At 46.7% G+C, this 23,684-nt stretch carries 24 protein-coding genes and 1 pseudogene; 16 read left to right on the forward strand and 9 right to left on the reverse strand.

Features of this window, described 5'->3' with window-relative positions; all coding sequences use genetic code 11:
• Positions 1 to 116: pseudogene (locus ICN11_RS07560) on the forward strand (IS30 family transposase); the annotation flags it as partial.
• A gap of 36 nt (positions 117 to 152) precedes the next feature.
• Here the strand turns inward: ICN11_RS07560 and ICN11_RS07565 are convergent.
• On the reverse strand, positions 153 to 980 hold the full coding sequence (locus ICN11_RS07565; protein ID WP_216229843.1) for a pyruvate, water dikinase regulatory protein: 828 nt from the start codon (positions 978 to 980) through the stop codon (positions 153 to 155).
• A gap of 106 nt (positions 981 to 1,086) precedes the next feature.
• Here ICN11_RS07565 and ppsA point away from each other — a divergent pair, with 106 nt between their 5' ends.
• Positions 1,087 to 3,489: a phosphoenolpyruvate synthase gene (gene ppsA / locus ICN11_RS07570; protein WP_216229844.1), complete on the forward strand. Its 2,403-nt coding sequence runs from the start codon at positions 1,087 to 1,089 to the stop codon at positions 3,487 to 3,489.
• An 80-nt stretch (positions 3,490 to 3,569) separates the two neighbouring features.
• On the opposite strand, the gene ICN11_RS07575 is transcribed toward ppsA, so the two are convergent.
• The 5 genes from ICN11_RS07575 to smpB form a co-directional block, all read right to left on the reverse strand.
• Positions 3,570 to 4,451 (reverse strand): proteasome-type protease, encoded by an 882-nt coding sequence (locus tag ICN11_RS07575; protein WP_216229845.1) that lies wholly within the window; start codon positions 4,449 to 4,451, stop codon positions 3,570 to 3,572.
• Between the two features lie 61 nt (positions 4,452 to 4,512).
• Complete coding sequence (locus ICN11_RS07580; protein WP_216229846.1) at positions 4,513 to 5,310, reverse strand: transglutaminase family protein; 798 nt, start codon at positions 5,308 to 5,310, stop codon at positions 4,513 to 4,515.
• Positions 5,311 to 5,318: 8 nt separating this feature from the next.
• Positions 5,319 to 6,299, reverse strand: a complete 981-nt coding sequence (locus tag ICN11_RS07585; protein ID WP_216229847.1) for an alpha-E domain-containing protein — start codon at positions 6,297 to 6,299, stop codon at positions 5,319 to 5,321.
• Positions 6,300 to 6,314: 15 nt separating this feature from the next.
• A complete protein-coding gene (locus ICN11_RS07590; RefSeq protein WP_216229848.1) occupies positions 6,315 to 7,727 on the reverse strand; it encodes a circularly permuted type 2 ATP-grasp protein in 1,413 nt (470 codons plus the stop codon).
• A 108-nt stretch (positions 7,728 to 7,835) separates the two neighbouring features.
• Complete coding sequence (smpB, locus tag ICN11_RS07595) at positions 7,836 to 8,288, reverse strand: SsrA-binding protein SmpB (RefSeq protein ID WP_015421400.1); 453 nt, start codon at positions 8,286 to 8,288, stop codon at positions 7,836 to 7,838.
• Positions 8,289 to 8,314: 26 nt separating this feature from the next.
• Here smpB and ICN11_RS07600 point away from each other — a divergent pair, with 26 nt between their 5' ends.
• The 14 genes from ICN11_RS07600 (at position 8,315) to ICN11_RS07665 (ending at position 20,593) form a co-directional block, all read left to right on the forward strand.
• The gene (locus tag ICN11_RS07600) at positions 8,315 to 8,746 is read left to right on the forward strand and encodes a type II toxin-antitoxin system RatA family toxin (protein ID WP_216133814.1); all 432 of its coding nucleotides are present in this window, start codon (positions 8,315 to 8,317) and stop codon (positions 8,744 to 8,746) included.
• Positions 8,739 to 9,089 carry an RnfH family protein gene (locus tag ICN11_RS07605; protein WP_216229849.1) on the forward strand — a complete coding sequence of 117 codons (351 nt, stop codon included), beginning with the start codon at positions 8,739 to 8,741 and terminating at the stop codon, positions 9,087 to 9,089. The genes ICN11_RS07600 and ICN11_RS07605 overlap by 8 nt, the downstream gene beginning before the upstream one ends.
• 26 nt (positions 9,090 to 9,115) lie before the next feature.
• Positions 9,116 to 10,582 (forward strand): IMP dehydrogenase, encoded by a 1,467-nt coding sequence (gene guaB / locus ICN11_RS07610; RefSeq protein WP_216180643.1) that lies wholly within the window; start codon positions 9,116 to 9,118, stop codon positions 10,580 to 10,582.
• Between the two features lie 49 nt (positions 10,583 to 10,631).
• Positions 10,632 to 12,239 (forward strand): glutamine-hydrolyzing GMP synthase, encoded by a 1,608-nt coding sequence (gene guaA / locus ICN11_RS07615; RefSeq protein WP_216229850.1) that lies wholly within the window; start codon positions 10,632 to 10,634, stop codon positions 12,237 to 12,239.
• A 29-nt stretch (positions 12,240 to 12,268) separates the two neighbouring features.
• Positions 12,269 to 13,093: a ferritin-like domain-containing protein gene (locus ICN11_RS07620; RefSeq protein ID WP_216229851.1), complete on the forward strand. Its 825-nt coding sequence runs from the start codon at positions 12,269 to 12,271 to the stop codon at positions 13,091 to 13,093.
• Entirely contained in the window at positions 13,090 to 14,985 is a 1,896-nt protein-coding gene (locus tag ICN11_RS07625) for a radical SAM protein (RefSeq protein WP_216229852.1), read from the forward strand. Before ICN11_RS07620 ends, ICN11_RS07625 begins: the two co-directional genes overlap by 4 nt.
• A gap of 46 nt (positions 14,986 to 15,031) precedes the next feature.
• Complete coding sequence (locus ICN11_RS07630) at positions 15,032 to 15,730, forward strand: hypothetical protein (RefSeq protein ID WP_216229853.1); 699 nt, start codon at positions 15,032 to 15,034, stop codon at positions 15,728 to 15,730.
• Entirely contained in the window at positions 15,706 to 16,434 is a 729-nt protein-coding gene (locus ICN11_RS07635) for a hypothetical protein (RefSeq protein WP_216229854.1), read from the forward strand. The genes ICN11_RS07630 and ICN11_RS07635 overlap by 25 nt, the downstream gene beginning before the upstream one ends.
• A 28-nt stretch (positions 16,435 to 16,462) precedes the next feature.
• Positions 16,463 to 17,116 (forward strand): 7-carboxy-7-deazaguanine synthase, encoded by a 654-nt coding sequence (gene queE / locus ICN11_RS07640; RefSeq protein ID WP_216229855.1) that lies wholly within the window; start codon positions 16,463 to 16,465, stop codon positions 17,114 to 17,116.
• Positions 17,117 to 17,157: 41 nt separating this feature from the next.
• On the forward strand, positions 17,158 to 17,622 hold the full coding sequence (gene queD, locus ICN11_RS07645) for a 6-carboxytetrahydropterin synthase QueD (protein WP_216229856.1): 465 nt from the start codon (positions 17,158 to 17,160) through the stop codon (positions 17,620 to 17,622).
• Between the two features lie 8 nt (positions 17,623 to 17,630).
• Positions 17,631 to 18,086, forward strand: coding sequence for a tRNA adenosine(34) deaminase TadA (gene tadA, locus ICN11_RS07650; RefSeq protein WP_216229857.1), 456 nt, complete (start codon positions 17,631 to 17,633; stop codon positions 18,084 to 18,086).
• A complete protein-coding gene (locus tag ICN11_RS07655; protein WP_216229858.1) occupies positions 18,083 to 19,021 on the forward strand; it encodes an LD-carboxypeptidase in 939 nt (312 codons plus the stop codon). The genes tadA and ICN11_RS07655 overlap by 4 nt, the downstream gene beginning before the upstream one ends.
• A gap of 24 nt (positions 19,022 to 19,045) precedes the next feature.
• Positions 19,046 to 19,681 carry a heme-binding protein gene (locus ICN11_RS07660; protein ID WP_255539911.1) on the forward strand — a complete coding sequence of 212 codons (636 nt, stop codon included), beginning with the start codon at positions 19,046 to 19,048 and terminating at the stop codon, positions 19,679 to 19,681.
• A gap of 141 nt (positions 19,682 to 19,822) precedes the next feature.
• A complete protein-coding gene (locus ICN11_RS07665) occupies positions 19,823 to 20,593 on the forward strand; it encodes a DUF3800 domain-containing protein (RefSeq protein WP_216229859.1) in 771 nt (256 codons plus the stop codon).
• A gap of 156 nt (positions 20,594 to 20,749) precedes the next feature.
• Here the strand turns inward: ICN11_RS07665 and ICN11_RS07670 are convergent, their stop codons facing one another.
• From ICN11_RS07670 to ICN11_RS07680, 3 genes are read right to left on the reverse strand one after another with little or no spacing between them, the layout of a single operon-like run.
• A complete protein-coding gene (locus ICN11_RS07670; RefSeq protein WP_216229860.1) occupies positions 20,750 to 21,616 on the reverse strand; it encodes a 23S rRNA (adenine(2030)-N(6))-methyltransferase RlmJ in 867 nt (288 codons plus the stop codon).
• A 2-nt stretch (positions 21,617 to 21,618) separates the two neighbouring features.
• A complete protein-coding gene (locus tag ICN11_RS07675; protein WP_216229861.1) occupies positions 21,619 to 22,416 on the reverse strand; it encodes a phosphatase PAP2 family protein in 798 nt (265 codons plus the stop codon).
• A 5-nt stretch (positions 22,417 to 22,421) separates the two neighbouring features.
• A complete protein-coding gene (locus ICN11_RS07680) occupies positions 22,422 to 23,681 on the reverse strand; it encodes a glycosyltransferase family 9 protein (protein ID WP_216229862.1) in 1,260 nt (419 codons plus the stop codon).
• Positions 23,682 to 23,684: the final 3 nt, after the last annotated feature.

Genomic DNA, 23,684 nt, shown 5'->3' on the forward strand with positions numbered 1-23,684 from the left:
ACTCACAAGCAAAACTCAATGCTGTAGCAAGACAATTAAATGAACGCCCTAGAAAAACACTAAACTATCAAACACCGGCAGAACGTTTTGCTCAATCTGTTGCGTTGACGGGTTGAAATCAAGGTCGAAAGCAGACCTTGAAGAATACTTTTCTAACCTAGTATTGTTTTATCCGATTTAATGGATTGCAATACAGTAGTTGCAATCTCTTCAATCGATTTACTGGTTGTTGCCACCCAAGGAATAGATTCTTTTTTCATCATGGCAGTGGCTTCATTAATCTCGTAGCGACAGTTTTCTAGCTTCGCATAGTTGCTACCTGGACGTCGTTCATTGCGAATCTCTGATAAACGTTCAGCATCAATCATCAAGCCAAAGATCTTGTTGCGGTAGGGGATTAAATCCTTTGGCAACTGCCCACGTTCAAAATCTTCAGGTATCAGAGGATAGTTGGCCGCTTTCATGCCATATTGCATTGCCAAGTAGAGGCTAGTTGGCGTTTTACCTACTCGAGATATCCCAACCAGAATGACATCGGCTTCAGCAAGGTTCCGGTTTGACTGTCCATCATCATGGGCCAGGGAATAGTTAATGGCTTCAATACGGTTTTTGTAGGCCTCGGTATCTGCATTGTGGTGCAGGCGGTTCATAGCATGGGTCGATTTGACCCCTAGCGCTTGCTCTAAAGGTGCCACGAAAGTCTGGAACATATCCAGAATCAAGCCATTAGCCTTGCCGACAATCTTGTTGAGCTCGGGATTCACCAAAGTGGTGAAAACGATGGGCTGAACCCCATATTTAGAGGCTGCCTGATTGATGCTAGAAACGGCGTCATGGGCTTTTTCAGGGCTATCCACAAAAGGCACTCGAATGTGCTTAAAAGTGGCCTCAAATTGGGCCAAAATCGACTGGCTGAAGTTCTCAGCGGTAATTCCGGTGCCATCAGAAACGATAAAAACAATGCGGGTTTGGGTAGACATGAGGTTGGCCTAAAAGTCGTGGTCAGCATTACAATATGTAGTTAATGAAGTATGCCGTATTTTATTCGGCCGCTCGACCAGTTTCCTTATCTTTAGAGAGTATTTTATGTCCAACCAACAGCACCAAAGTAGCGATGTAGCAAATGCCTATGTTTTGCCTTTTGAGCAACTCCGAATGACTGATGTTGAGTCAGTCGGCGGTAAGAATGCCTCATTGGGTGAAATGATTTCTCAGTTGTCTTCCACGGGTGTTCGTGTACCGACGGGGTTTGCAACTACATCATTGGCGTTTCGTGATTTCTTAGAGCACAACAATTTGACCGAACGCATTCAGAAGCGTTTGGAAAATCTCAATATTGATGATGTTCGTGCTCTAGCTGAAGCCGGTAAAGAAATTCGTGGGTGGATTGAGACCGCACCATTTCAAGCACGCCTTGATGAAGAAATTCGTACAGCGTTTAAAAAATTAGATGATTCGGGCAAAGGCTCTTTTGCAGTGCGCTCCTCTGCAACCGCGGAAGATTTGCCTGATGCTTCATTTGCTGGACAGCAAGAAACTTTCTTGAACGTTGAAGGCATTGACGATGTTCTGAAAAAGATTCGTGAAGTTTTTGCTTCTTTGTATAACGATCGCGCGATTTCTTACCGCGTTCATAAGGGCTTTGCCCATGCCGAAGTAGCCCTATCTGCTGGTATTCAGCGCATGGTTCGCTCTGACTTGGGTGCAGCTGGTGTGATGTTTACTCTGGATACTGAATCTGGCTTTGAAGATGTCGTGTTCATCACTTCAAGCTATGGCCTGGGTGAAACAGTGGTGCAGGGCGCAGTCAACCCGGATGAGTTCTATGTGTTCAAAACAACTTTAGCTCAAGATAAGAAAGCGATTATTCGTCGCTCTTTAGGCTCTAAGTTGATTCAGATGCAATTCGCCCCAGCAGGTTCTGCTGAGAAGGTAATGACTGTAGATGTTGCTCCAGAGAAACGTAATCGTTTTTCATTGGAAGATGCCGACATTACCGAGTTAGCTAAATATGCCGTGATTATCGAGAAGCATTACGGTCGTCCAATGGATATCGAGTGGGGTAAAGATGGTCAAGATGGCCGTATTTACATCCTGCAAGCACGTCCAGAGACAGTGAAGAGTCAAGCTGCTGGTCAAGTGGAGATGCGTTACAAGCTCAAGGGTACATCCAAGGTTCTTGCTAAAGGTCGTGCGATTGGTCAAAAGATTGGTGCTGGCCCCGTTCGTGTGATTCGTGACCCAAGCGAGATGGATCGCGTACAGCCAGGCGATGTCTTAGTTGCTGATATGACTGACCCTAACTGGGAGCCGGTAATGAAGCGCGCTTCCGCGATTGTGACTAACCGTGGTGGTCGTACATGTCACGCGGCGATCATTGCTCGTGAGTTGGGCGTTCCTGCAGTTGTCGGTTGTGGTGATGCAACGGAGCATTTGCAAGACGGCATGATGGTGACAGTGTCTTGTGCAGAAGGCGATGAAGGTCATATTTATGATGGCTTGATCGAGACTGAAGTAACTGAAGTTTCTCGTGGCGTATTGCCAGAGATTCCAGTCAAGATCACCATGAATATTGGTAATCCTCAGTTGGCATTTGATTTCTGCCAGATCCCAAATGCTGGTGTTGGTTTAGCTCGTCTCGAGTTCATCATCAACAACTACATTGGTGTGCATCCACGCGCTGTGTTGGAGTACCCAAATATTGATCCTGATCTCAAGCGCGCTGTAGAAAGTGTTGCTCGCGGTTATGCAAGCCCACGTCAGTTCTACGAAGATAAATTGGTTGAGGGTGTGGCAACGATTGCGGCTGCTTTCTATCCAAAACCGGTGATCGTTCGCTTGTCTGACTTTAAGTCAAACGAGTACAAGAAGCTCATCGGCGGTTCACGCTATGAGCCGGATGAAGAGAATCCAATGTTGGGTTTCCGTGGCGCATCCCGCTATGTATCAGAGGATTTCGGTGAGGCCTTTGCCTTAGAGTGCGCTGCGATGAAGCGTGTTCGTGAAGATATGGGTTTGGATAACGTTGAGATCATGGTGCCATTTGTACGCACTATCAAACAAGCTGAGCGCGTGATCGACATGATGGCGAAGTTCGGTCTCAAGCGTGGTGAAAAAGGCTTGCGCCTGATCATGATGTGCGAGATTCCTTCCAATGCAATTTTGGCGGATCAATTCCTCGAGCATTTCGATGGATTCTCAATCGGCTCAAACGATATGACCCAGCTAACCTTGGGCTTAGATCGTGACTCCGGTATGGAATTGTTGGCGATTGACTTTGATGAGCGCGACCCTGCGGTTGAGTTCATGATTGCTCGTTCAATTGAGGCTTGCCGCAAACAAAACAAATACGTTGGTATTTGCGGTCAAGGCCCATCAGACCACCCAGACTTTGCACGTTGGTTGGTTGCTAAGGGCATCACTTCAATCTCTCTCAATCCGGATAGCGTAGTAGCTACTTGGGAAATGTTGGGTAAGAAAGAAGCTTAATTTGTTCCTGCTAATCACTAGCAAGATGTGAAAAAGGCCTAGAGAGATCTAGGCCTTTTGTTTTATGGCGCTTAACCGAACTAGCGCTTGGATTTCGTAACAACCTTTTTCTTTGGGCTAGCTTTAACTACCGTCTTAACCGGTGCGACTACTTTCTTAACAGCTTTGCTATTGCGATGAATGGGTACCGCCCCCATCTTCTTGGCAGGAGATGCAATTGAGCGAGAAGGGGTTGCTCCCGACCAGCTTGGCTCCGCAATGGAGTTAAATGCGGAGCGTAATTTCTCGCCCCAGAGCTGATGAATCATTTGGAAGTAGGGGTTGGACTCATCCATCGTAACCAGTTTACTAGCTTGCAATGAATTCTTTTCATAAACCAGTAGATCTAGAGGTAGGCCAACAGAGATGTTGCTGTTAAGTGTTGAATCCATCGAGATGAGGGCGCACTTGGTAGCTAAGTTGAGTGGCGTATCAAAACTGATCACTCTATCTAAGATTGGCTTACCGTATTTAGATTCCCCGATCTGGAAGTAACAAGTTTCGGGCGTGGCCTCGATAAAATTGCCAGCTGAGTAGATATTGAAAAGTCGAGGGCGCTCACCCTTAATCTGTCCACCAAAGATCAGGTTGCAATTGAAATCAATGCCTGCTTTTTCTAGCGCCTTGTGATCTCGATCGTAAACCTGCTTGATGGCATCACCAATGACGACAGCTGCATCATGAGTGCTTTCCACATTCCACAGATTTTTTCCGTTCAGGAGCTGGCCTTGCAATAGGATCTCTTTCACGGCCTGAGTGATGGCGAGATTGCCAGCACTCATGAGGGTGAAAAAGCGATCTTTATCCTTTTGGAATAAAGACATCTTTCTGAAAGTACCAATTTGATCAACACCCGCATTGGTGCGAGTATCTGATAAGAATACCAAGCCATCTTTTAGGCAAAGCCCAACGCAATACGTCATCCTGCAGCCCCTTTAATTATTTCCTTGAATTATCTCTTACTTAACTTTATTGGGGGCTAATCTAGGCAAGCTGGGTAATGGAGATGTTGGCTGCTAATTCTTCGCCACCGCCACCTGAGCGAACGCCTTTAACAGGTGCTGCGGAATAGTAATCTCTGCCGATTGCCAGCCGAATATGGCGAGCATCAGTAAAACAAGCATTGGTGATATCGATGCTTAACCAGAGTTTTTTATCAATGTCTGCGCAGAAATCAATCCAAGCATGACTCGCAAGATTGGGGGAGTCTTCTGCAAAGAAATAACCACTGACATATCGTGCTGGAATATTTGAGGCGCGACATAGGCCTAACATAATGTGCGCATGATCTTGGCAAACCCCTGATTTCATGGCGAAAGATTGGGCGGCAGTAGTGGCGAAATTGGTTTGTCCAGGGAAGTATAGGATGGCGCTTTGTACTGCCGCCGCCAATCTCATGACCTCATCAACCGAGTTTTTATTTGGAAGTGATGTCGAGAAGAACTCCAGCATTTCAGCTGTAGGTTCAGTTAAATTCGTTTGTTGGAGCAAGTGGTAAGGGGATACTGCCTTGGGATCATCAATAAACTCAAAGGCATCTTGAGTATGAACATCACCCTCAGCCTCAATCATCATCGAGGTGTATGCACTCTCTTGAACAAAAACGCTGTACAGGTTTCCAAATGCATCGAGTGAGGTGCTTGCCTTAATCGGCGTACTCACTTTCCACTTGTCAATTGTTTGGCCAGCTACATCCGGTGGTGTGAGGCGTAACTCTTGAATGGAGTAGCGTACCGGCGTTTCATAGCGATATTCTGTGCGATGACGAATCTTGAGGTGCATAGGGATCTTTAAGCTACTGCTAATGGTATGAGGTAGGCATTGCTGAATTCATCAGCAATATGATTGATGCGCTCTAAGAATTCTTCAATAAACTCTTCTAATCCTTGAGAAAAGACTTCATCAATATCGGAATAATCTAAGCTTGCCTTGAGCTTACCAAGCAGGCGTTCAATTTCTTTGGATTGCTGATTCTTCACTTCTGAAATTAATGGAATGAGTTCGTTCACACAGCTAACTAGGGAGCGCGGCATTTGCTTGTTGAAAATCAAGAGTTCGGCGACTTGCTTAGGAGTCACTTGATCAGAATAGATTTGACGATAGATTTCAAAGGCGGAGACTGAACGAAGGAGGGCAGCCCAGTGATAGAAGTCAAAGAAATCACCATCCGCCCCATCAGCATCCACTTTTTTATCTGTGCGCAATACTTTGAGCGTCGCTTGGTCTTCGTACTTAGTTTCTAAAATACGAGCGGTGTTATCGGCTCGCTCTAAAAGCGTACCCACATTCATGAAGTAGAAAGCCTCGTTCTTAAGCATGGTGCCATGCATCACGCCTCTGAATAGATGGCAGCGATGCTTGACCCACTCCAGCAGTCGACTCGGGTCTGCTTGATTTCGAGCCTCTAGAATGCGTTGTAATTCGAGCCAGGTAGTATTTTGGGTCTCCCAGGCTTCTGAGGTAATTCGACCGCGAATGACTCGAGCATTCTCACGGGCAGCAAATAAGCAGGAAACGATACTAGATGGGTTGCTGGTTTCATAAATCATGAAGTCCAAGACATTCTCGCGAGTAACGGCATCGTACTTCTGCAGGAAAGATTCCTCTAACTTAGAGATAGTGAGTAACTTCTTCCAGCTTTGCTCTAAAAACTCTGAGGGCTGAGGAAGGAGTGATGTTTGGTGGTTTACATCTAGCATGCGGGCAGTATTTTCTGCGCGCTCTGTGTAGCGGGCCATCCAGTAAAGGCAATCAGCGGTACGACTCAACATATTTACTTATCCCTTTTATTCTTCTAGAACCCAGGTATCTTTAGTGCCGCCACCCTGTGAGGAGTTCACCACTAAAGAGCCTTCTTTGAGGGCAACACGAGTAAGGCCACCTGGAACCATCTTGATTGTTTTTCCTGATAAAACAAATGGCCGCAAATCAATGTGGCGTGGCGCAACGCCGGACTCAACAAAAGTTGGGCAAGTGGAGAGTGCAAGCGTTGGCTGTGCAATGTATTTATCCGGATTGGCAATTAGATGGCAGCGAAATTCTTCAATCTCTGCTTTGGTTGAGGCTGGTCCAACCAGCATACCGTAGCCGCCGGCACCATGGGTTAACTTCACTACCAACTTGTCTAAATTAGCTAATGTGTATGCAAGGTCATCCGGTTTACGACATTGGAAGGTTGGCACATTATTGAGAATTGGTTTCTCGCCTAGGTAGAACTCAATCATGTCAGGGACATATGGGTAGATTGACTTGTCATCAGCGATGCCAGTACCAATGGCATTGGCTAAAGTCACATTGCCTGCGCGATGTGCAGAGAGTAATCCAGCAACACCTAAAGTTGAATCAGAACGAAACGCAAGGGGATCTAAAAAGTCATCATCGACGCGACGGTAAATGACATCGACTCGCTCAGGTCCTTGGGTAGTGCGCATAAAGACTTGTTCGTTCTTCACAAATAAATCTTTACCTTCCACCAATTCAACGCCCATTTGCTGGGCTAAATAGCTGTGTTCAAAATACGCAGAGTTATACATGCCTGGAGTGAGCACTACAACGTTGGGCTTCTTGACGTCATCGGGTTTGACGGACTTCAAGCATTCCAATAAAAAATCAGGATAGTGCTCGACTGGTGCAACCCGATATTTTTGAAATAAGTCTGGGAAGAGTCGCATCATCATCTTGCGATCCTCAACCATATAAGACACGCCAGATGGAACACGCAGGTTATCTTCTAGAACGTAGAACTCGCCTTCGCCAGCGCGTACGATATCAATCCCGGCGATCTGTGCATAAATATCTCGCGGCACGTTAACGTTACGCATCTCTGGGCGATATTGCGCGTTGTTGTAGATTTGTTCGGCAGGAATGATTCCGGCTTTGATGATTTCTTCTTCGTGGTAGACGTCGTAAATGAATCTATTGAGTGCTTTTACCCGCTGACGCAGACCGGCCTCAAGCTGTTCCCATTCTTTGGCGGTAAAGATACGGGGCACCTGATCAAAGGGAATTGTCCTCTCCGCTCCAAGATCATCTCCATAGACAGCAAAGGTAATGCCGACTCGTCGGAAGATTAAGTCAGCCTCAGCGCGCTTGAGACCCATGAGGGTGTCACTCTGCTGTTTAAGCCAGTTATGGAAAACTTGGTAATGGGGACGCGCTTTTCCGCTGGCGTCGAGCATTTCGTCAAAAGGCAATTTCATAGTTACAAACTAATGCCTTTGGTTTGACTACATTTTGTGGGATGAGGCAGCTTGGTGCTTCAATGCACTTGATTGGTGCATTAATGCCTGAGAAACATGCTCCAGGACTTAGGCGTTGAGGTCGCCCCTAGCAATGCGCCCCTTTTGAACTTCCCATTCGCGCTCTTTAGTGGCCGCACGCTTGTCATGCTGCTTCTTGCCTCGGGCTAGCCCAATCTCGCATTTCACATTTCCTTTCGAGAAATGCAGATTTAGCGGAACAAGGGTGTAGCCTTTTTGCTCTACTTTACCGATGAGCTTTTTAATCTCAATCGCATTGAGGAGGAGTTTGCGGGTGCGAGTGCTGTCTGGGACGATATGGGTTGAAGCTGATAGTAGCGGGGTGATGTGACAGCCGATCAGGAATAGCTCCGCCCGACGGATGACGACATACGCTTCTTTAATGTGGACTCGACCAGCGCGGATGGCTTTTACTTCCCAGCCTTCCAGAACCAGTCCTGCCTCGAACCGTTCCTCGATAAAATAATCGAAGAAGGCTTTTTTGTTATCGACGATACTCATATTTATTTAGCTTCTCAAGATCGATTATGGCAGACGTCTACAAGACCGTTTTAATTGGCCAATCAGCCGACCGCATGTATGGCTTAGTCACCGACGTTGCGCGCTACCCCGAGTTCCTGCCCTGGTGCGGTGGGGTGGAAATTTTTGAGCAAACCGAGACGGTTTTGGATGCCAAAATTAATATCCATTTCAAGGGTATTAATCAGTACTTTCATACCCGAAACATCAATCACCGCCCTGAAACCATTGATATGGTCTTTGTGGATGGCCCATTCAAGCATTTTTCTGGGCAATGGAACTTTATCCCCCTTAAGGAAGATGCTTGTAAGGTGGAGTTCAAGCTCCATTGGGAGTTTAAGAGTGTCATCCTGGATAAGATCATTGGGCCGGTATTTGGGCATATTGCTGGCACCTTTGTGGATTGCTTCGTAAAGCGAGCCGAAGACCTTTATGGCTAACCAGTCCATGCAGATTTGGATTTGCGATGCCCGCTTGGGTGAGCCTCAGCTCACCCCCTTTACCCTGTATTTATCACCCTCTGACACTCCCACGGTGGGCTTGGCGCTTATTAAAAGTGGAATAGCCCAGGGCCCTGAAGATCCCATTCTGGCCAGAAAAGGCTGTTTTGGCGTCTTTGGCAAGCGTAAAGACTGGGATAGTCCTATTTATGAGGGAGACCGTCTGGAGTTGTATTCACCGCTCTTGGTGGACCCTAAAGCTGTCCGCCGCAAGAAGGCAAACCAGAACCAAGATGCCAAATTCCAGGCTGCCGCAGCTAAAAGAAAGGCTAGGAGGCTATAATCTGTTTTTGCGACTAGGGGTTTTGCATGCGACTCATTCAAAAAGCACTCACTTTTGACGATGTGCTCCTCGTACCGGCTTATTCTTCGGTACTCCCTCGAGATGCCAGCTTGGCAAGTAAGTTAACTCGAGATATTTCACTAAACACACCGTTGGTGTCCGCAGCTATGGATACCGTCACTGAAGGCCGCTTGGCAATCGCCATGGCTAGTGAAGGTGGCATTGGTATTGTTCATAAAAATCTCAAGCCTGCCGAGCAGGCTAGGGAAGTGGCTAAGGTCAAACGTTACGAATCCGGAATTCTGCGCGATCCGATTACGGTCGGTCCTGATGTCACGCTACGCCAAGTTATTCAGCTTTCGCGTGAACATGGTTTTTCTGGTTTCCCAGTTCTGACTGGCAAAGAAGTGGTGGGCATTATTACCAACCGCGACTTGCGCTTTGAGGAAGACTTGGATGCGCCGGTAAAAACGAAGATGACTCCGCGTGAACGCTTGATTACAGTTAAAGAAGGTTGCTCCCTAGAAGAGGCAAAGCGTTTGATGAGTCAGCATCGCTTAGAGCGTGTGCTGGTTGTTAACGACAAGTTTGAATTGCGCGGCTTAATTACCGTTAAAGATATCTTGAAAGCCACTGAGCACCCAAATGCTTGTAAAGATAGCGAAGGTAAGTTGCGCGTTGGTGCTGCTGTTGGTGTAGGTCCTGATAACGATGAACGCATTGAACTTCTGGTTCGTGCAGGCGTCGATGTGATTGTGGTGGATACCGCTCATGGCCACAGCCAAGGTGTATTAGACCGCGTTAAGTGGGTTAAGAAAAATTACCCTCACGTACAAGTGATTGGTGGAAACATTGCTACTGGCGATGCTGCTAGAGCATTGGCTGATCATGGTGCTGATGGTGTGAAAGTCGGTATTGGCCCAGGCTCCATTTGCACAACCCGTATTGTCGCTGGTGTAGGCGTTCCTCAGATTAGTGCGATTGTGAATGTGGCTGCTGCACTCAAAGGCACAGGCATTCCGTTAATTGCGGACGGTGGTGTGCGTTACTCCGGTGACGTTGCTAAAGCCTTGGCTGCTGGCGCAAGCTCAGTCATGATGGGTGGTATGTTTGCCGGTACTGAAGAAGCTCCAGGCGAAGTCTTCTTGTATCAAGGTCGTTCATACAAGAGCTATCGCGGCATGGGTTCTTTGGGCGCGATGGCGGATGGTTCTGCTGATCGTTATTTCCAGAGTGATATCAGCGCTGCAAATGCAGAGAAGCTGGTGCCTGAAGGTATTGAAGGTCAAGTGCCTTACAAAGGTAGTGTCCTTGCCATCTTGCATCAACTGACTGGTGGTATTCGTTCTTCAATGGGCTATCTTGGATGCAAGACGATTGATGAACTTCATGAGAAAGCGAATTTTGTGGAAATCACTTCAGCGGGTGTACGCGAGTCACACGTTCATGATGTGAAGATCACTAAGGAAGCCCCGAATTACCACATTGATTAATAAGTAAACAAAAGCTGAATTTAAGGCTGAATTAAAGACTGGTTTTTTCGTGCACGACAAAATACTGATTCTCGACTTTGGTTCACAAGTCACCCAATTAATTGCTAGACGCGTCCGTGATGCCCGCGTCTACTCTGAAATCCATCCTTACGATTGCGATCCAGAGTTCATTCGCAAATTCATTCAGGAGCAGGGTGGTAAGGGAATTATTCTTTCTGGTGGACCAAGCTCGGTTACTGAAGAGGGAAGTCCTCGCGCACCACAAATCGTTTTTGAATTGGGTGTTCCTGTTTTGGGCATTTGCTACGGCATGCAAACCATGGCAACCCAACTTGGCGGAGCTGTTGCTTCTGCTGAATCCTTGGGTAAAGCTCGTGAGTTTGGTTACTCTGAAGTGCGTGCCCATGGCCATACCAATTTGCTCAAAGGCATTCAGGATTTTTCCACTAGTGAAGGCCACGGCATTCTGAAAGTGTGGATGAGTCACGGCGACTCTGTAACGACTTTGCCACCAGCATTTAAGTTAATGGCTTCAACAGAGTCTTGTCCAATTGCCGGTATGGCTGACGAAGACCGTCGTTTTTATGCATTCCAATTCCATCCTGAAGTAACGCACACCTTGCAAGGTGAAGCCATCTTGGCTCGCTTTGTGCATGAGATCTGCAAGTGCAAGCCAGACTGGGTGATGGGTGACTACATTAGCGAAGCGGTGGACCATATTCGTAAGCAAGTTGGTGACGAAGAAGTCATTCTTGGTTTATCTGGTGGCGTTGACTCTAGCGTAGCAGCGGCATTAATCCATCGCGCGATTGGTGAGCAACTCACCTGCGTATTTGTTGATCATGGCTTGCTTCGTTTAAACGAAGGCGACATGGTGATGGAAATGTTTGCCCGCAACCTCGGTGTCAAAGTCATTCGAGTTGATGCCAAAGAGAAGTTTATGTCTGAGCTTGCTGGTGTTGCTGACCCAGAAGCCAAGCGCAAAATTATTGGTAAAGAATTTGTTGAGATCTTCCAAGCTGAGTCTGGCAAGATTAAAAATGCGAAGTGGCTTGCTCAAGGAACTATTTATCCAGACGTCATTGAGTCTGCTGGTAAGGGTAAAAAGGGTGCGCATACGATTAAGAGTCACCACAATGTGGGTGGCTTACCTGAAGATATGCACCTCAAACTGCTTGAGCCATTGCGTGAGTTATTTAAAGATGAAGTCCGCGAACTCGGCGTAGCCCTAGGTTTGCCACGCGAGATGGTGTATCGCCATCCATTCCCAGGTCCAGGTCTTGGAGTGCGTATCTTGGGTGAAGTCAAAGATGAATTTGCAAGTCTTTTGCAGCGCGCTGATGCCATCTTCATTGAAGAGTTGCGCAATACGATTGATGAAGTAAGTCAAAAATCTTGGTATGACCTCACTAGCCAAGCCTTTGCAGTGTTCTTGCCAGTGAAATCTGTAGGCGTTATGGGTGACGGTAGAACCTATGAATACGTTGTTGCTCTTAGAGCAGTTCAAACTCAAGACTTCATGACTGCGCACTGGGCCCACTTGCCGCATGATTTACTGGGCAAGGTATCGAATCGCATCATCAATGAAGTGCGTGGCATTAATCGCGTGGTCTACGACATTAGCGGAAAACCTCCGGCAACTATCGAGTGGGAATAGGCGACTTAAGTTCGCCTTTACCCATAACCATGCTTGAGTTACGAGAAACTTCCCTCGCAATACTGGCAAATACCGATGTGCAATCCAAGGTTAGCCAGTTGGCCAACTTGTTCGATGAGTATCAGGCTGGACGCATTGCTCTAAATCCTTCTGGCAGTCTTGGTAGTCAAAATCATTGGCTACCAGGGCGACCCGCTAAACCAGAGTTAGTGGCACCCAAGTTTGTTCCTAAAAGAAAAATGGATACGGTTGAAGGCAGGGCTATCCTCTGGCACTCCTTGGCCCATATTGAATTTAATGCCATGAATTTAGCGCTCGATGCGATCTGGCGTTTTCCGAATATGCCAAAGGCATATTACGAAGACTGGCTTAGGGTTGCCAAAGAGGAGGCATACCATTTCGGCTTGATCAATGCTCATTTACAGTCCTTTGGATTTAGTTATGGTGATTTCCCGGCTCACAATAGTTTGTGGGAGATGGTTGAGAGAACGACTGATTCAGTAATTGCCCGAATGGCTCTAGTTCCCAGAACCATGGAAGCCAGAGGTCTTGATGCGGTTCCTGAGATTCGGGATCGGTTCAAGCAAATCAAAGATGATCGCGCTGTAGAGATTCTGGAAATCATTCTCCATGATGAGATTGGCCATGTACTTGTTGGTAATCGCTGGTTTAATTTCTTATGCGCTAATGACGGCTTATCTCCAATTGCGACTTATCGAGAACTGGCCGAGAAGTACCGTGCACCCACCTTGAGAGGGCCGTTTAATTTGGATGCCCGTGAGCAAGCTGGTTTTACTTCTGAGGAATTGGAATTGCTGGAATCGCTTAGTGAGAAGCGGGTGCAAGTGGCATGAAGATTCTGAGTCTCATTCCACCGATGACGCAGCTGAATACGCCGTATCCATCAACAGCCTATCTCACTGGCTTTCTGCGCTCACGTGGCTTTGATGCGGTTCAAGAAGATTTGGCATTAGCCCTGGTCCTGGGTTTCTTTACTCCACAGGGTTTACTGGAGATCAAAGATCAGGCGTTGAAGGCTCCTGAAGAAAATCGCAGTGCGAGTGTCAACTTCTTTCTAGATTATTTTGCAGATTATCAAAGCACCATAGCTTTGGTGATTGCATTTCTACAAGGACGCGATAGTACTCTTGCTCATCGCATCAACAGTCGTACTTTGCTGCCTGAAGGTCCACGTTTCGCATCCTTAGATTCTTATGATGATGAAGAGGGGGCTGACTCATTAGCCTGGGCATTTGGTGCGCTGGGTTCTCAGGATCGGGCGCGTCATTTAGCTACCCTCTATCTCAATGATCTATCCGATGTCCTGAGTGATGCGGTAGATGAGCGTTTTGAGTTTGTTCGATATGCGGAATCCTTGGCGGGTAGCCAACCTACCTTTACGCCTTTGGCAGATGCCTTGGCAGCAAGTCCAACGCTAATGGATTTACATTTACAAGAGCTAACAAAGTCTTCCATTGAAAAGCATCAGCCTGGCTTGGTATTGCTCTCAGTGCCATTCCCTGGGGCTATGTATGCCGCATTACGAATTGCCCAAACCATCAAGCAACATTACCCCAATATCAAGATTGGCCTTGGTGGTGGCTACGTGAATACGGAGTTACGTGAGCTCACCGATCCACGCATATTTGATTTTGTAGACTACATCACTCTAGACTCGGGTGAGAGACCATTGCTTGCTCTGCTTGAGCATTTGAATGGCAAGCGCTCTTCGGAAAGATTGGTGCGTAGCTTTATCCGGAATGATAGTAATGAGGTTCGTTACATTAATTGGCAAGAGCCTGATGTTCCGTTTGAGGATGTTGGCACTGCTACCTGGGATGGCTTACCACTTAACTCCTATTTATCTTTGCTGGATATGCTCAATCCCATGCACCGCCTGTGGAGTGATGGGCGTTGGAATAAGCTTACCGTTGCTCACGGTTGCTATTGGAAAAAGTGTAGCTTTTGCGATGTCAGCTTGGATTACATCTCTCGTTATGAAACTGCTTCAGCTGGTCTATTGGTTGATCGCATCGAAGCAATCGTTGCCGAGACCGGTCAGACGGGATTTCATTTTGTGGATGAGGCAGCGCCACCCAAAATCTTGAAAGCACTTGCTGAGGAATTAATACGTCGTAAGGTGATAATTTCTTGGTGGGGCAATATTCGCTTCGAAAAAACCTTCACGCCAGAGCTATGTGAATTGTTGGCGCAAAGCGGTTGCATTGCAATGTCCGGTGGCCTAGAGGTAGCCTCTGACAGACTTCTTGATCTGATGAAAAAAGGTGTTTCAGTTGAGCAGGTGGCTCAAGTGACTAAAGGATTCTCGGATGCCGGCATCTTGGTGCATGCCTATCTCATGTATGGTTTCCCAACGCAAACTGTTCAAGAGACTGTCGACTCCCTGGAGTATGTTCGTCAGCTCTTTGAAAACGGCTGCATTCAGAGCGGCTTCTTTCATCGATTTACTTGCACTGCGCATTCTCCGGTAGGGCTTGATCCGGAAGCCTATGGAATTGAACTCGTGCCATTACCCCCCATTAGTTTTGCTAAGAATGATGTTGCCTTTATTGACCCTGCTGGAGTGGATCACGATCTACTCGGTATTGGGCTGAAGAAGGCAATTTACAACTTTATGCATGGCGTTGGCTTTGAGGAAGACACCCACAAGTGGTTTGATGTGGCGGGTACTCCAAAAACCTCGGTGGGGCGGAATAAAATAGCTAAAGCATTAAGGTGTATATAAACTTGAGCAATCTCCCTTGCTTCATTAATTCACTATGGGTAGCAATATGAATTTATCTCGCCGCACTTTTATCGTGTCAGCCGCCTTAGCTCCAGTTGCTTGTGGTGGACTCTCTTATGAGCATGGCATCCCAGTTGCCCAGCCTAAACCACTGCCTGTGGTTCGCCCTCCACAAATTGGCCAAGAGTGGACCTATATCAAGCAAAATATCTTTGATGGCAAAACTTTGGATGTGATTACTGAGCGCGTTTCTAATATTGGCTCATCAATTGTGATTGATCGCATGACTGCAGATGGCGCTCGCTTACCTAGTGAAATCCAGACTTCATGGGGGATGGTTTCTACAGATACCCAGTGGTCGCGCTTACTGAACTTCAGTCCATCATTGCCGCTTTGGCCTGAGCAACTATCTACCACCTGGGCAAAACAGTTCAATACTAAGTACAGCGTTGCTGGCTACTCAGACTCGCGTATGAACTGGCAAGAATATATGAGCGTACAGGGCTGGGAAAGAATTACCGTTCCTGCTGGAGAGTTTGTAGCGCTACATTTTCAGACCCTGATTAATTATGAGAGTGATGATCCCAACAAGGTTGATTGCATTCGTAAAGAAACAGTTTGGTTTGCTCCGCAGATTGGTCGCTGGGTTGCTCGCGAAGCCTCTGGTTCTTATCAAATTCAGGGGCAGATTGGCGCAGTGATTTTAGAGGGCAGTTATCAATGGCAACTCAGCTCTTACAAATAAACGTTGTGCGTAGGCTATTTGTGTTGCTATCGCCAGCTTTATTGGTGGCTTGTATTGCTGCGCAACCTTATCCAGCCTCGACCCCTTTGCCGCAACCGATTAACCCTCCTAAGGTGAGGGCGCCACAAGTAGGGCAACAGTGGGTCTATAACGTTCGCAATGTATTTAACCAAGAATTGGTGGACATTGTTACGGAGAAGGTCGTATCTGTTGGGCCTCAGATTCGGATTGAGCGAAGCGGTCTAAAAGCAGGGCAACTTCCCGATGAAATTCAGCAACCTTGGGGTTATGTCTTACAGGATCCGCATTGGAACCCACCTCAAAAATTTTTGCAGCCAATCCCCTTGTGGCCTGAGCAACTTGTCCCTGGATGGTCTGGTTTCTATCGCGATCGTTATCAAGTAGTTGGCTATCCTGACAACGACTATTACTGGGGTTTAAATATATCCGCTTTAGGTTGGGAGGGCGTCAGCGTACCTGCTGGTCAATTTCCAGTCTTAAAGTATCAAAACGAAGCACCTTTTTTTACAAGTAATGACTTTTCTCGAGTGGCCAACTATCGTCAAGAGGACGTTTGGTTTTCCCCGGAAATTGGTCGTTGGGTTATTCGGCGTGGCTATGGACGCTATCTATGGGCTGGTATGTTTTGGAGTAATGCCCTCTGGGAAGACTACCTAGAATGGGAGCTTGTGTCCTGGAAGTAAGCAAAGCGCTTAAAATCAGGACATAGCTATGTATACCGTAAAAGAACTCTTTCCAACCCTGCAGGGTGAGGGCGCCCACGCAGGTCGTGCGGCTGTATTTTGTCGCTTTGCGGGTTGCAATCTGTGGAGTGGCCGGGAAGAAGATCGCGCTACTGCAGTCTGCCAATTTTGCGATACTGACTTTGTTGGTAGTGATGGTGCTGGCGGCGGCAAGTTTGAAACTGCTTCGCTATTGGCTGACACCATAGAAGAGGTGTGGAATAGCACCTCCGCTGGGCCTCAACAGCGTTATGTTGTTTTCACTGGTGGTGAACCATTGCTACAGCTCGACACTGCTTTAATCGATGCTTTACATGCCAAAGGCTTCACTGTTGCTATTGAGACTAACGGGACAATTAAAGTTCCCAAGGGTGTTGACTGGGTATGTGTCAGTCCAAAGGCTGGCTCAGAGCTGATTGTGCTGCAGGCCGATGAGATTAAAGTGGTGATTCCTCAGGTAGGTCATAACCCCTTAGAAACTCTACTGGCCAGATTTGAGAAGATGGATTACCGCAATCGCTTCTTGCAGGCTATGGATGGTCCAGACCTTCATGAAAACCTCGCATTAGCTGTTCGTCTATGTCAAAAACGGCCTTTATGGCGCTTGAGTGTTCAGGCCCATAAAATGATCGGTATTCGATAGTAGTGTTACGAAGCAATATTTAAGTATTCAGAAAAGTAATCATGACCACCAAGCAAGAAGCCATTTCCATTACCCGCCGCCTGGAGTTTGACTCAGGGCATCGTATTCCGAACCATGATGGGCAGTGTCGTCATTTGCATGGCCATCGCTACGCGATTGAGGTCACTTTGACGGGCGTGATTGCAGATCATCCTGGCAAGGCAGACGATGGCATGGTCTTAGATTTTGGGGATATCAAGCGACTCACCAATCAATATGTAGTGGAGCCTTGGGATCATGCGTTTTTGGTAGCTAAAGAAGATGCTGGATTAGTTGAGTATTTAAACTCCATTCCAAATCACAAGACCGTAGTGATGGAGCATGTCCCTACCGTTGAGAACTTGGCTAGCGCAGCCTTTAGAGTATTGCAGCCTGTTTTTGAAAAAGCCTTTGATGGCCGACTCAAGCTCGCATCGATTCGTCTTTATGAAACACCCAATTGTTGGGCTGACGTTTCACATCCCTAAGAAGTAATATGCAAGCAGAGCTTGATCGCCAATTTATGCAGCAAGCTTTGAGTCAAGCTAAGCTCGCTGCCGCCGCCGGTGAAGTCCCAGTTGGTGCCGTACTGGTGCGCGATGGTCAAGTTATCTCCACCGGTTTTAATCGACCAATTACTAATAGCGATCCTAGCGCCCATGCCGAGATGATGGCATTGCGTGCTGCAGCCCAGAGTGAATCTAATTACCGCCTGCCAGGCACTACTCTTTATGTCACATTAGAGCCTTGCACTATGTGTGCTGGAGCGATGCTGCATGCCAGGGTTGAACGCGTAGTATTCGGTGCAGCCGATCCTAAAACTGGCGCTGCCGGTAGCGTGCTCAATGTATTCTCAGAAAAACAGATTAATCACCAGACTCAGGTTGAGGGTGGCATCATGGGCGAAGAGTGTGGTCAGGTACTACGTGATTTTTTTAAGGAACGGCGTTGAAGAAAATTCATTTGATTGCTCCTTCAGGGGCGAGCCTAGATGCTAGTAGCCCATTAGCTGGAATCGAGTGGCTTCAGAAGCAGGGTATTGAAGTTCTCAATACAGAATGCGTAGACCGAGTTGAGCAACGTTTTGCCGGCTCGGATACAGAACGTTTAACTGAAATCAATCAACTCGCTACCTTGTCTCCTGATAAGACGGTCGTAGCGATGCGTGGTGGCTACGGATTACATCGCTTGCTGCCGGACATTCAGTGGAGTGGGATTGCTAAAGCTATTCAGAATGGTCTACAGATTTGTGGGCATAGCGATTTCACAGTCTTCCAGTTAGGCCTTTTGGCAAAGACTGGTTCAGTAACTTTGGCTGGCCCCATGCTCAACTTTGATTTTGCTTGCCAGGGCGAGCAGAATGCTACCCCCAATGCATTCATGTGGGCGCATTTTCAAAAAGCGATCAATGAGCGCAAATTAGATTGCACTATTCAGGCTGCGCAACCCTTCTTAAGTAAGTCTGCCGCGGGTAAGGCATCAGGAGTGCTTTGGGGTGGAAACCTCACTGTCCTGGCAGGGCTGGTTGGTACGCCTTACTTGCCTACGCAAGAACAAGCCCAGGGTGGAATTCTGTTTCTAGAGGATGTCAATGAGCATCCCTATCGAATCGAGCGCATGCTCATGCAATTGCTGGATGCTGGGATATTAGAAAATCAAAGCGCCATTCTCTTGGGGGGATTCTCCGCCTATCGTCTTTACGACAATGATCGCGGTTACACCTTGGAAAGTGCAATTGAGGCCGTTAGCAAACGTCTTCCTGGCAATATCGCCGTGTTAACCGGACTGCCGTTTGGTCATCAAGCTGAGAAACTCACCTTACCGGTGGGTGCGCAAGCGCACATTCAATGCGATGCGTCAGGATTTACCATTCAGTCCCAGTGGTAAACACTTCATATTAGGAATTTCTTCTTGCGAGTTTTAGCATTCCTCACCAGCATATTGATTGCGAGTACTGTAATGGCAACTGAAGAGCCGAAGTATGTCCTCCTGGAGAAATCCGAGCCATTTGAATTGCGTGCTTACGCTCCACTCATAGTTGCAGAAGTTAAGGTGGATGGGGATTTGGATGTCGCCTCGAATCAAGGCTTTCGTTTGATCGCAGCGTACATCTTTGGGAAAAACCAGGTATCCGAAAAGATAGCGATGACCGCACCTGTTGGAATTGAATCTAGCGATCAAAATAAGAGTGCCAAGATTGCCATGACAGCTCCCGTAGGGATCGAGAGTAGCAAGTCTTCTGAGGGTGCAGGCAATCAATGGACGGTATCGTTTGTGATGCCTGCAGAGTACACCTTGGCTAGCTTGCCAAAGCCATTAAATCCGCAGGTCAAAATAAGAGAGGTGCCTGCAGAGAAAAAGGCGGTGATTACTTTCTCTGGTTTTTATAACGAAGAGAAGGTTCAGGAAAAAACTCAAGCACTACGCGATTGGATGAAGAGCAAGAATCTAAAGCCTGTCGGTGAGCCTCAGTTTGCACGCTACAACCCGCCTTGGACGCTACCCTTTATGCGTCGCAATGAAGTGATGATTCAGGCGAGCGATTAACCCAAATTACACTCATTAATTTTTTGTCTTAAATAGATAAATTGATAGTAATTTTAGAATTTAATTCTATTTCCTTATAGTTTTTAAGAAATTAATTGACGTACTAAATCATTTAAAATTCCCTCTTGCACAGGGGTTTAGATGAGCATCAGCTTAAGTGAGTATTTAGTCTTTGTGGACGAGAGTGGCTCTCCATCCATGATTAATATTGATCCCAATTACCCGATATTTGTTTTGGCTTTTTTGATTGCAAAGAAAGCAGAATATATGACGATCATTACACCGGCTATCCAGAAATTTAAGTTTAAACACTTTGGACATGATCAAGTTATTTTGCACGAACGCGAGATTAGAAGGGATGCTGGTCATTTTTCATTTCTTAAGAAACCTTCTTTAAAGCAAGTTTTCCTAGATGAACTCACGGAGATCATTAAAGATCTTCCTTTTAATTTAATTTGCATCGTTATCAATAAAAATGAGTGCAAAAATCAGTATTTAAATTCTGTAAATCTATATCACCTTGGTTTAGATGCGGGCCTAGAAGGAGTTAGGGATTTTTTAATTCAAGAGGGGGAGTGGGTAAGTTCAGTAGGGTCGGCAGTATGCGCCAATCCAGCCTTACATTTTGTCGTGGAGAAGCGGGGTAATAATGAAGACAGGGATCTGGAGCTTGAGTTTCGACGTATTTGTAATGGTGATAATCGCCACCGTGAAAAATTCAGCTTTCAAATTATCTTCGCAGATAAAAAATCAAATTCAACTGGACTTCAAATCGCTGATCTTGTGGCTAGACCTATTGGTATGCGTATTCTTAACCCCAATCAATCCAATAGAGCGGTGGATGTGTTGAAAGGAAAATTACTTAAGAGGAATGGTGACATTGATCGATGGGGTTTGAGGAAATTTCCTTAGGCCAATAAAACAAAAAGCCCCGGAAAAACCGGAGCCAATGTCGACCGAGAATCCCCAGTCCTTGCCTAAATTATACATGTTTAGAGCTGAACCACCTTACTTATTGACTGCAATAAATTTGAGTGTGGGGTTTTTGCTAAGAGGGCATAAAGTAAATTAAACCTCAAAATTCTTTAGTACAAACCCAGCACCACTATCTTGGCCAAGCGCTTTGACAAGAGTGGGCAGGCTTTCAGCCAACTGTTTTTCTAGGGTCCAGGGTGGATTGATGATGAACATGCCGCTAGCCTGAAGTCGGCGTTCCTTAGGGGCATTCTCAACCCGTAGCTCAACTTGTAACCAAGACCGTTTATGTGCCGCCGCAATCTTCTTCATGTGATCCGGTAGGGATGCTGATTCTCTTCTAGAGAGGCATGGGTACCAAATTGCATAACAACCAGTAGCGAAGCGGTGCAGAGCTTCTTCCATTGCAGTTTCAAGATAGCGATAGTCTTGCTTATCTTCGTAAGAGGGGTCAATTAAAACAAGTCCACGCCGGCTAGGTGGCGGCATCAAGCCCTTTAATCTGGCAAAGCTATCCTCTGCATAGATATCTATTTGCTTTGATTGCTTGAGCTCGCTGATATTGTGGCGCAAGATATCAATCTCTTTAGGGTGAAGCTCAAAAAGCTTCAAACGGTCTGACGATCTCAGCAATCGAGCCAAGATAAATGGGGATCCTGGGTAGATGGTGATTTCATTCGCGGCGTTCTCTGCCTGAATGAATTCTAGATAATTAGCAATGCCAGGGCTAACAGGATTAGCCTCTGCAAATTTGGCTAAGCGATAAATACCTTGATCCGCTTCTTTGCTAACCGTAGCAAAGCCATCTATCAAGCTGTAAATCCCAGCGCCAGCATGAGTATCAACAATCGTGAGGGCGCCTGGTTTTTCTTGAAGATACTCAACTAAATGAATCATTACGAGATGCTTCAGAATATCGGCATGGCTGCCAGCATGAAAAGCATGGCGATAACTAAACATCTTTATATGCCTCTAGGTTTTTGCGCTTTAATAAATAAAGCCAGGGTGATGCTAATTAATGCTGCACAAGCATATTGCAAAGATTGATTGAGTTCCGAGTCTAGGGTTTGGGTCAGAAGCACATAGATCGTCGCAAGGCCACCGAGAGCCAGCAAGCGAGACCCGATCTTATTGGGTGCTAGCTGCGCATCTGGAATTAATCCGGCCAATATTGCCCCAAGCATGCCTGACCAAATTCCAATGGCGCAACCGGCTAAAACATCTGTAAGCCAGTGAGCGCCAAGCGCATTGCGAGAGATGCCGGCAAAGCTTGCAATGATAAAGATCCACCATAAAGAGCTTCTTTTTTCTCGATCACTAGCAAAGTAGATTCCGGAAACTACTGCAAAAGCAGTGAGTGTGTGTCCTGATGGCATTGCCCTATGCAATAAAGGCTCGCCGATGCGATAAAAATCTTCTAAGGCCAGCACTCCAGCAGGACGAGGGAGGGCTAAAAAAGGTTTGATAATCTGACTAATCGTGCCGCCAATTAGGGAGGCCAAAAGTCCGGCGCTCAGCAATCGAGGTGCAAGCAATAAAAGCGGAAAACACAGAGCAAAGATTCCCCAGCCATTGCCAATGAAAGTGAGCCAAGCCCAAAGAGTATCCGGCAGAATTTGGGTGTAGCGATTGATGAATAAAAACGTCGGAGTTTGTAGTTCACCAAGGTAAATGGCAATTGCCAGACCAAGTGGTAGAAGAGGGATAAACCACACCCAAAGAGAGGTAACTGCTAAAGCTGATTTGCGCTGCTCAGTCATGCGAATTAATGTGCTCGCTCTTGATCAGCTTCATTCAATTGATGCACCATTTTCTCGAGCACCTGAGGAACGGTAATTGCTTGCATGCAGACATTGTCATGGCATGGTGTCTTGCGATGATTGGCCGCGCTGACACATGGAGAGCACGCCAAGTTAGCTGTAATCGAAATCGACTTACCAACAGAGCCGTAGAGCGCCGGAGTTTCTGGTCCGAATAGGACAACGGTGCGCAATGGAGTAACTGCTGAGAAGTGACCTGGCCCTGAATCGTTAGTCACCATCACATCAGATAGCGTGTAGAGGGGCGGTAGTTCTGCGAAGCTCACTTGACCAGCAAAGTTCAAAGCATTTTTAACATTAGCAACTGCGCGTACTTTTTCAACATACTCAAATTCAGCTGGGGAGCCAGTGATCAAAATCAGATCGTTTGGATAAAGCTGATTCAGCCCTTGAATAAGCTCAGAGAAACGCTGCTGTGCCCAACGTCTTTGTGGTAATAAATCACTTGCATTCGGATTTACCAAAATGAGGCGTTGCTGACCTTGCTTAAATTCAATACCAGCATCTGCGGCAAGCTTTTCAATACGTTCACGTACTTTGTTTAGCGCTGCGGGATCAATCACCGCTTGCTCTAAGCGAACTTCTGAATCTGCAATATGAATTTTGCTGAATGGCACTTCAATCTCTTTGGCAAATGCCGCATGGATGAGAGAAAGAAAATTCTTGGTAATGTGGATATGCGGGTTGTAATGCACCATGCGGGTCAGCATAAATCCACGCCACAAACCTTCACCATGAAAGATGTGATAACCCACACGGCGACGTGCGCCACAGAGGCCGGTCAGTAGGGCGGTGAAGCGGGAGAACAATTCCAAGTCAATAACAGTGTCGATGCGATGCTTACGGGCTACTAGTAAAAATTTGACGGTATCTTTAATAAGTCCGCCCAAGCTTGAAGAGTCAATCGTAAAAATGTTTTCTGGCTTGACTGTATTTAATAGGGTAAGGCTGGCACGATTACTCTTAAAGATCAGGAAAAATAATTCAGCGCCACGAGCCTGCGCATTTCTCATGGCTGGGTCAACTAAGATTGCGCTACCCATTTCTGATAACTCAATGAAGAGTAGTTTGCGTGGCGTATCTGGGCCGCGACTGAAGATATTTTTGACGCCATCAATCAGAGCGACTATTGGACTTGCTACTGCGCAGAGTGGCACACCAACCCAGTGGTCGATGGCGCGCATGGTGTTGACGCTAATACTCATAGT

Origin of the sequence: Polynucleobacter sp. 78F-HAINBA (assembly GCF_018882325.1) — a bacterium.
Classification (GTDB): Bacteria; Pseudomonadota; Gammaproteobacteria; order Burkholderiales; family Burkholderiaceae; genus Polynucleobacter.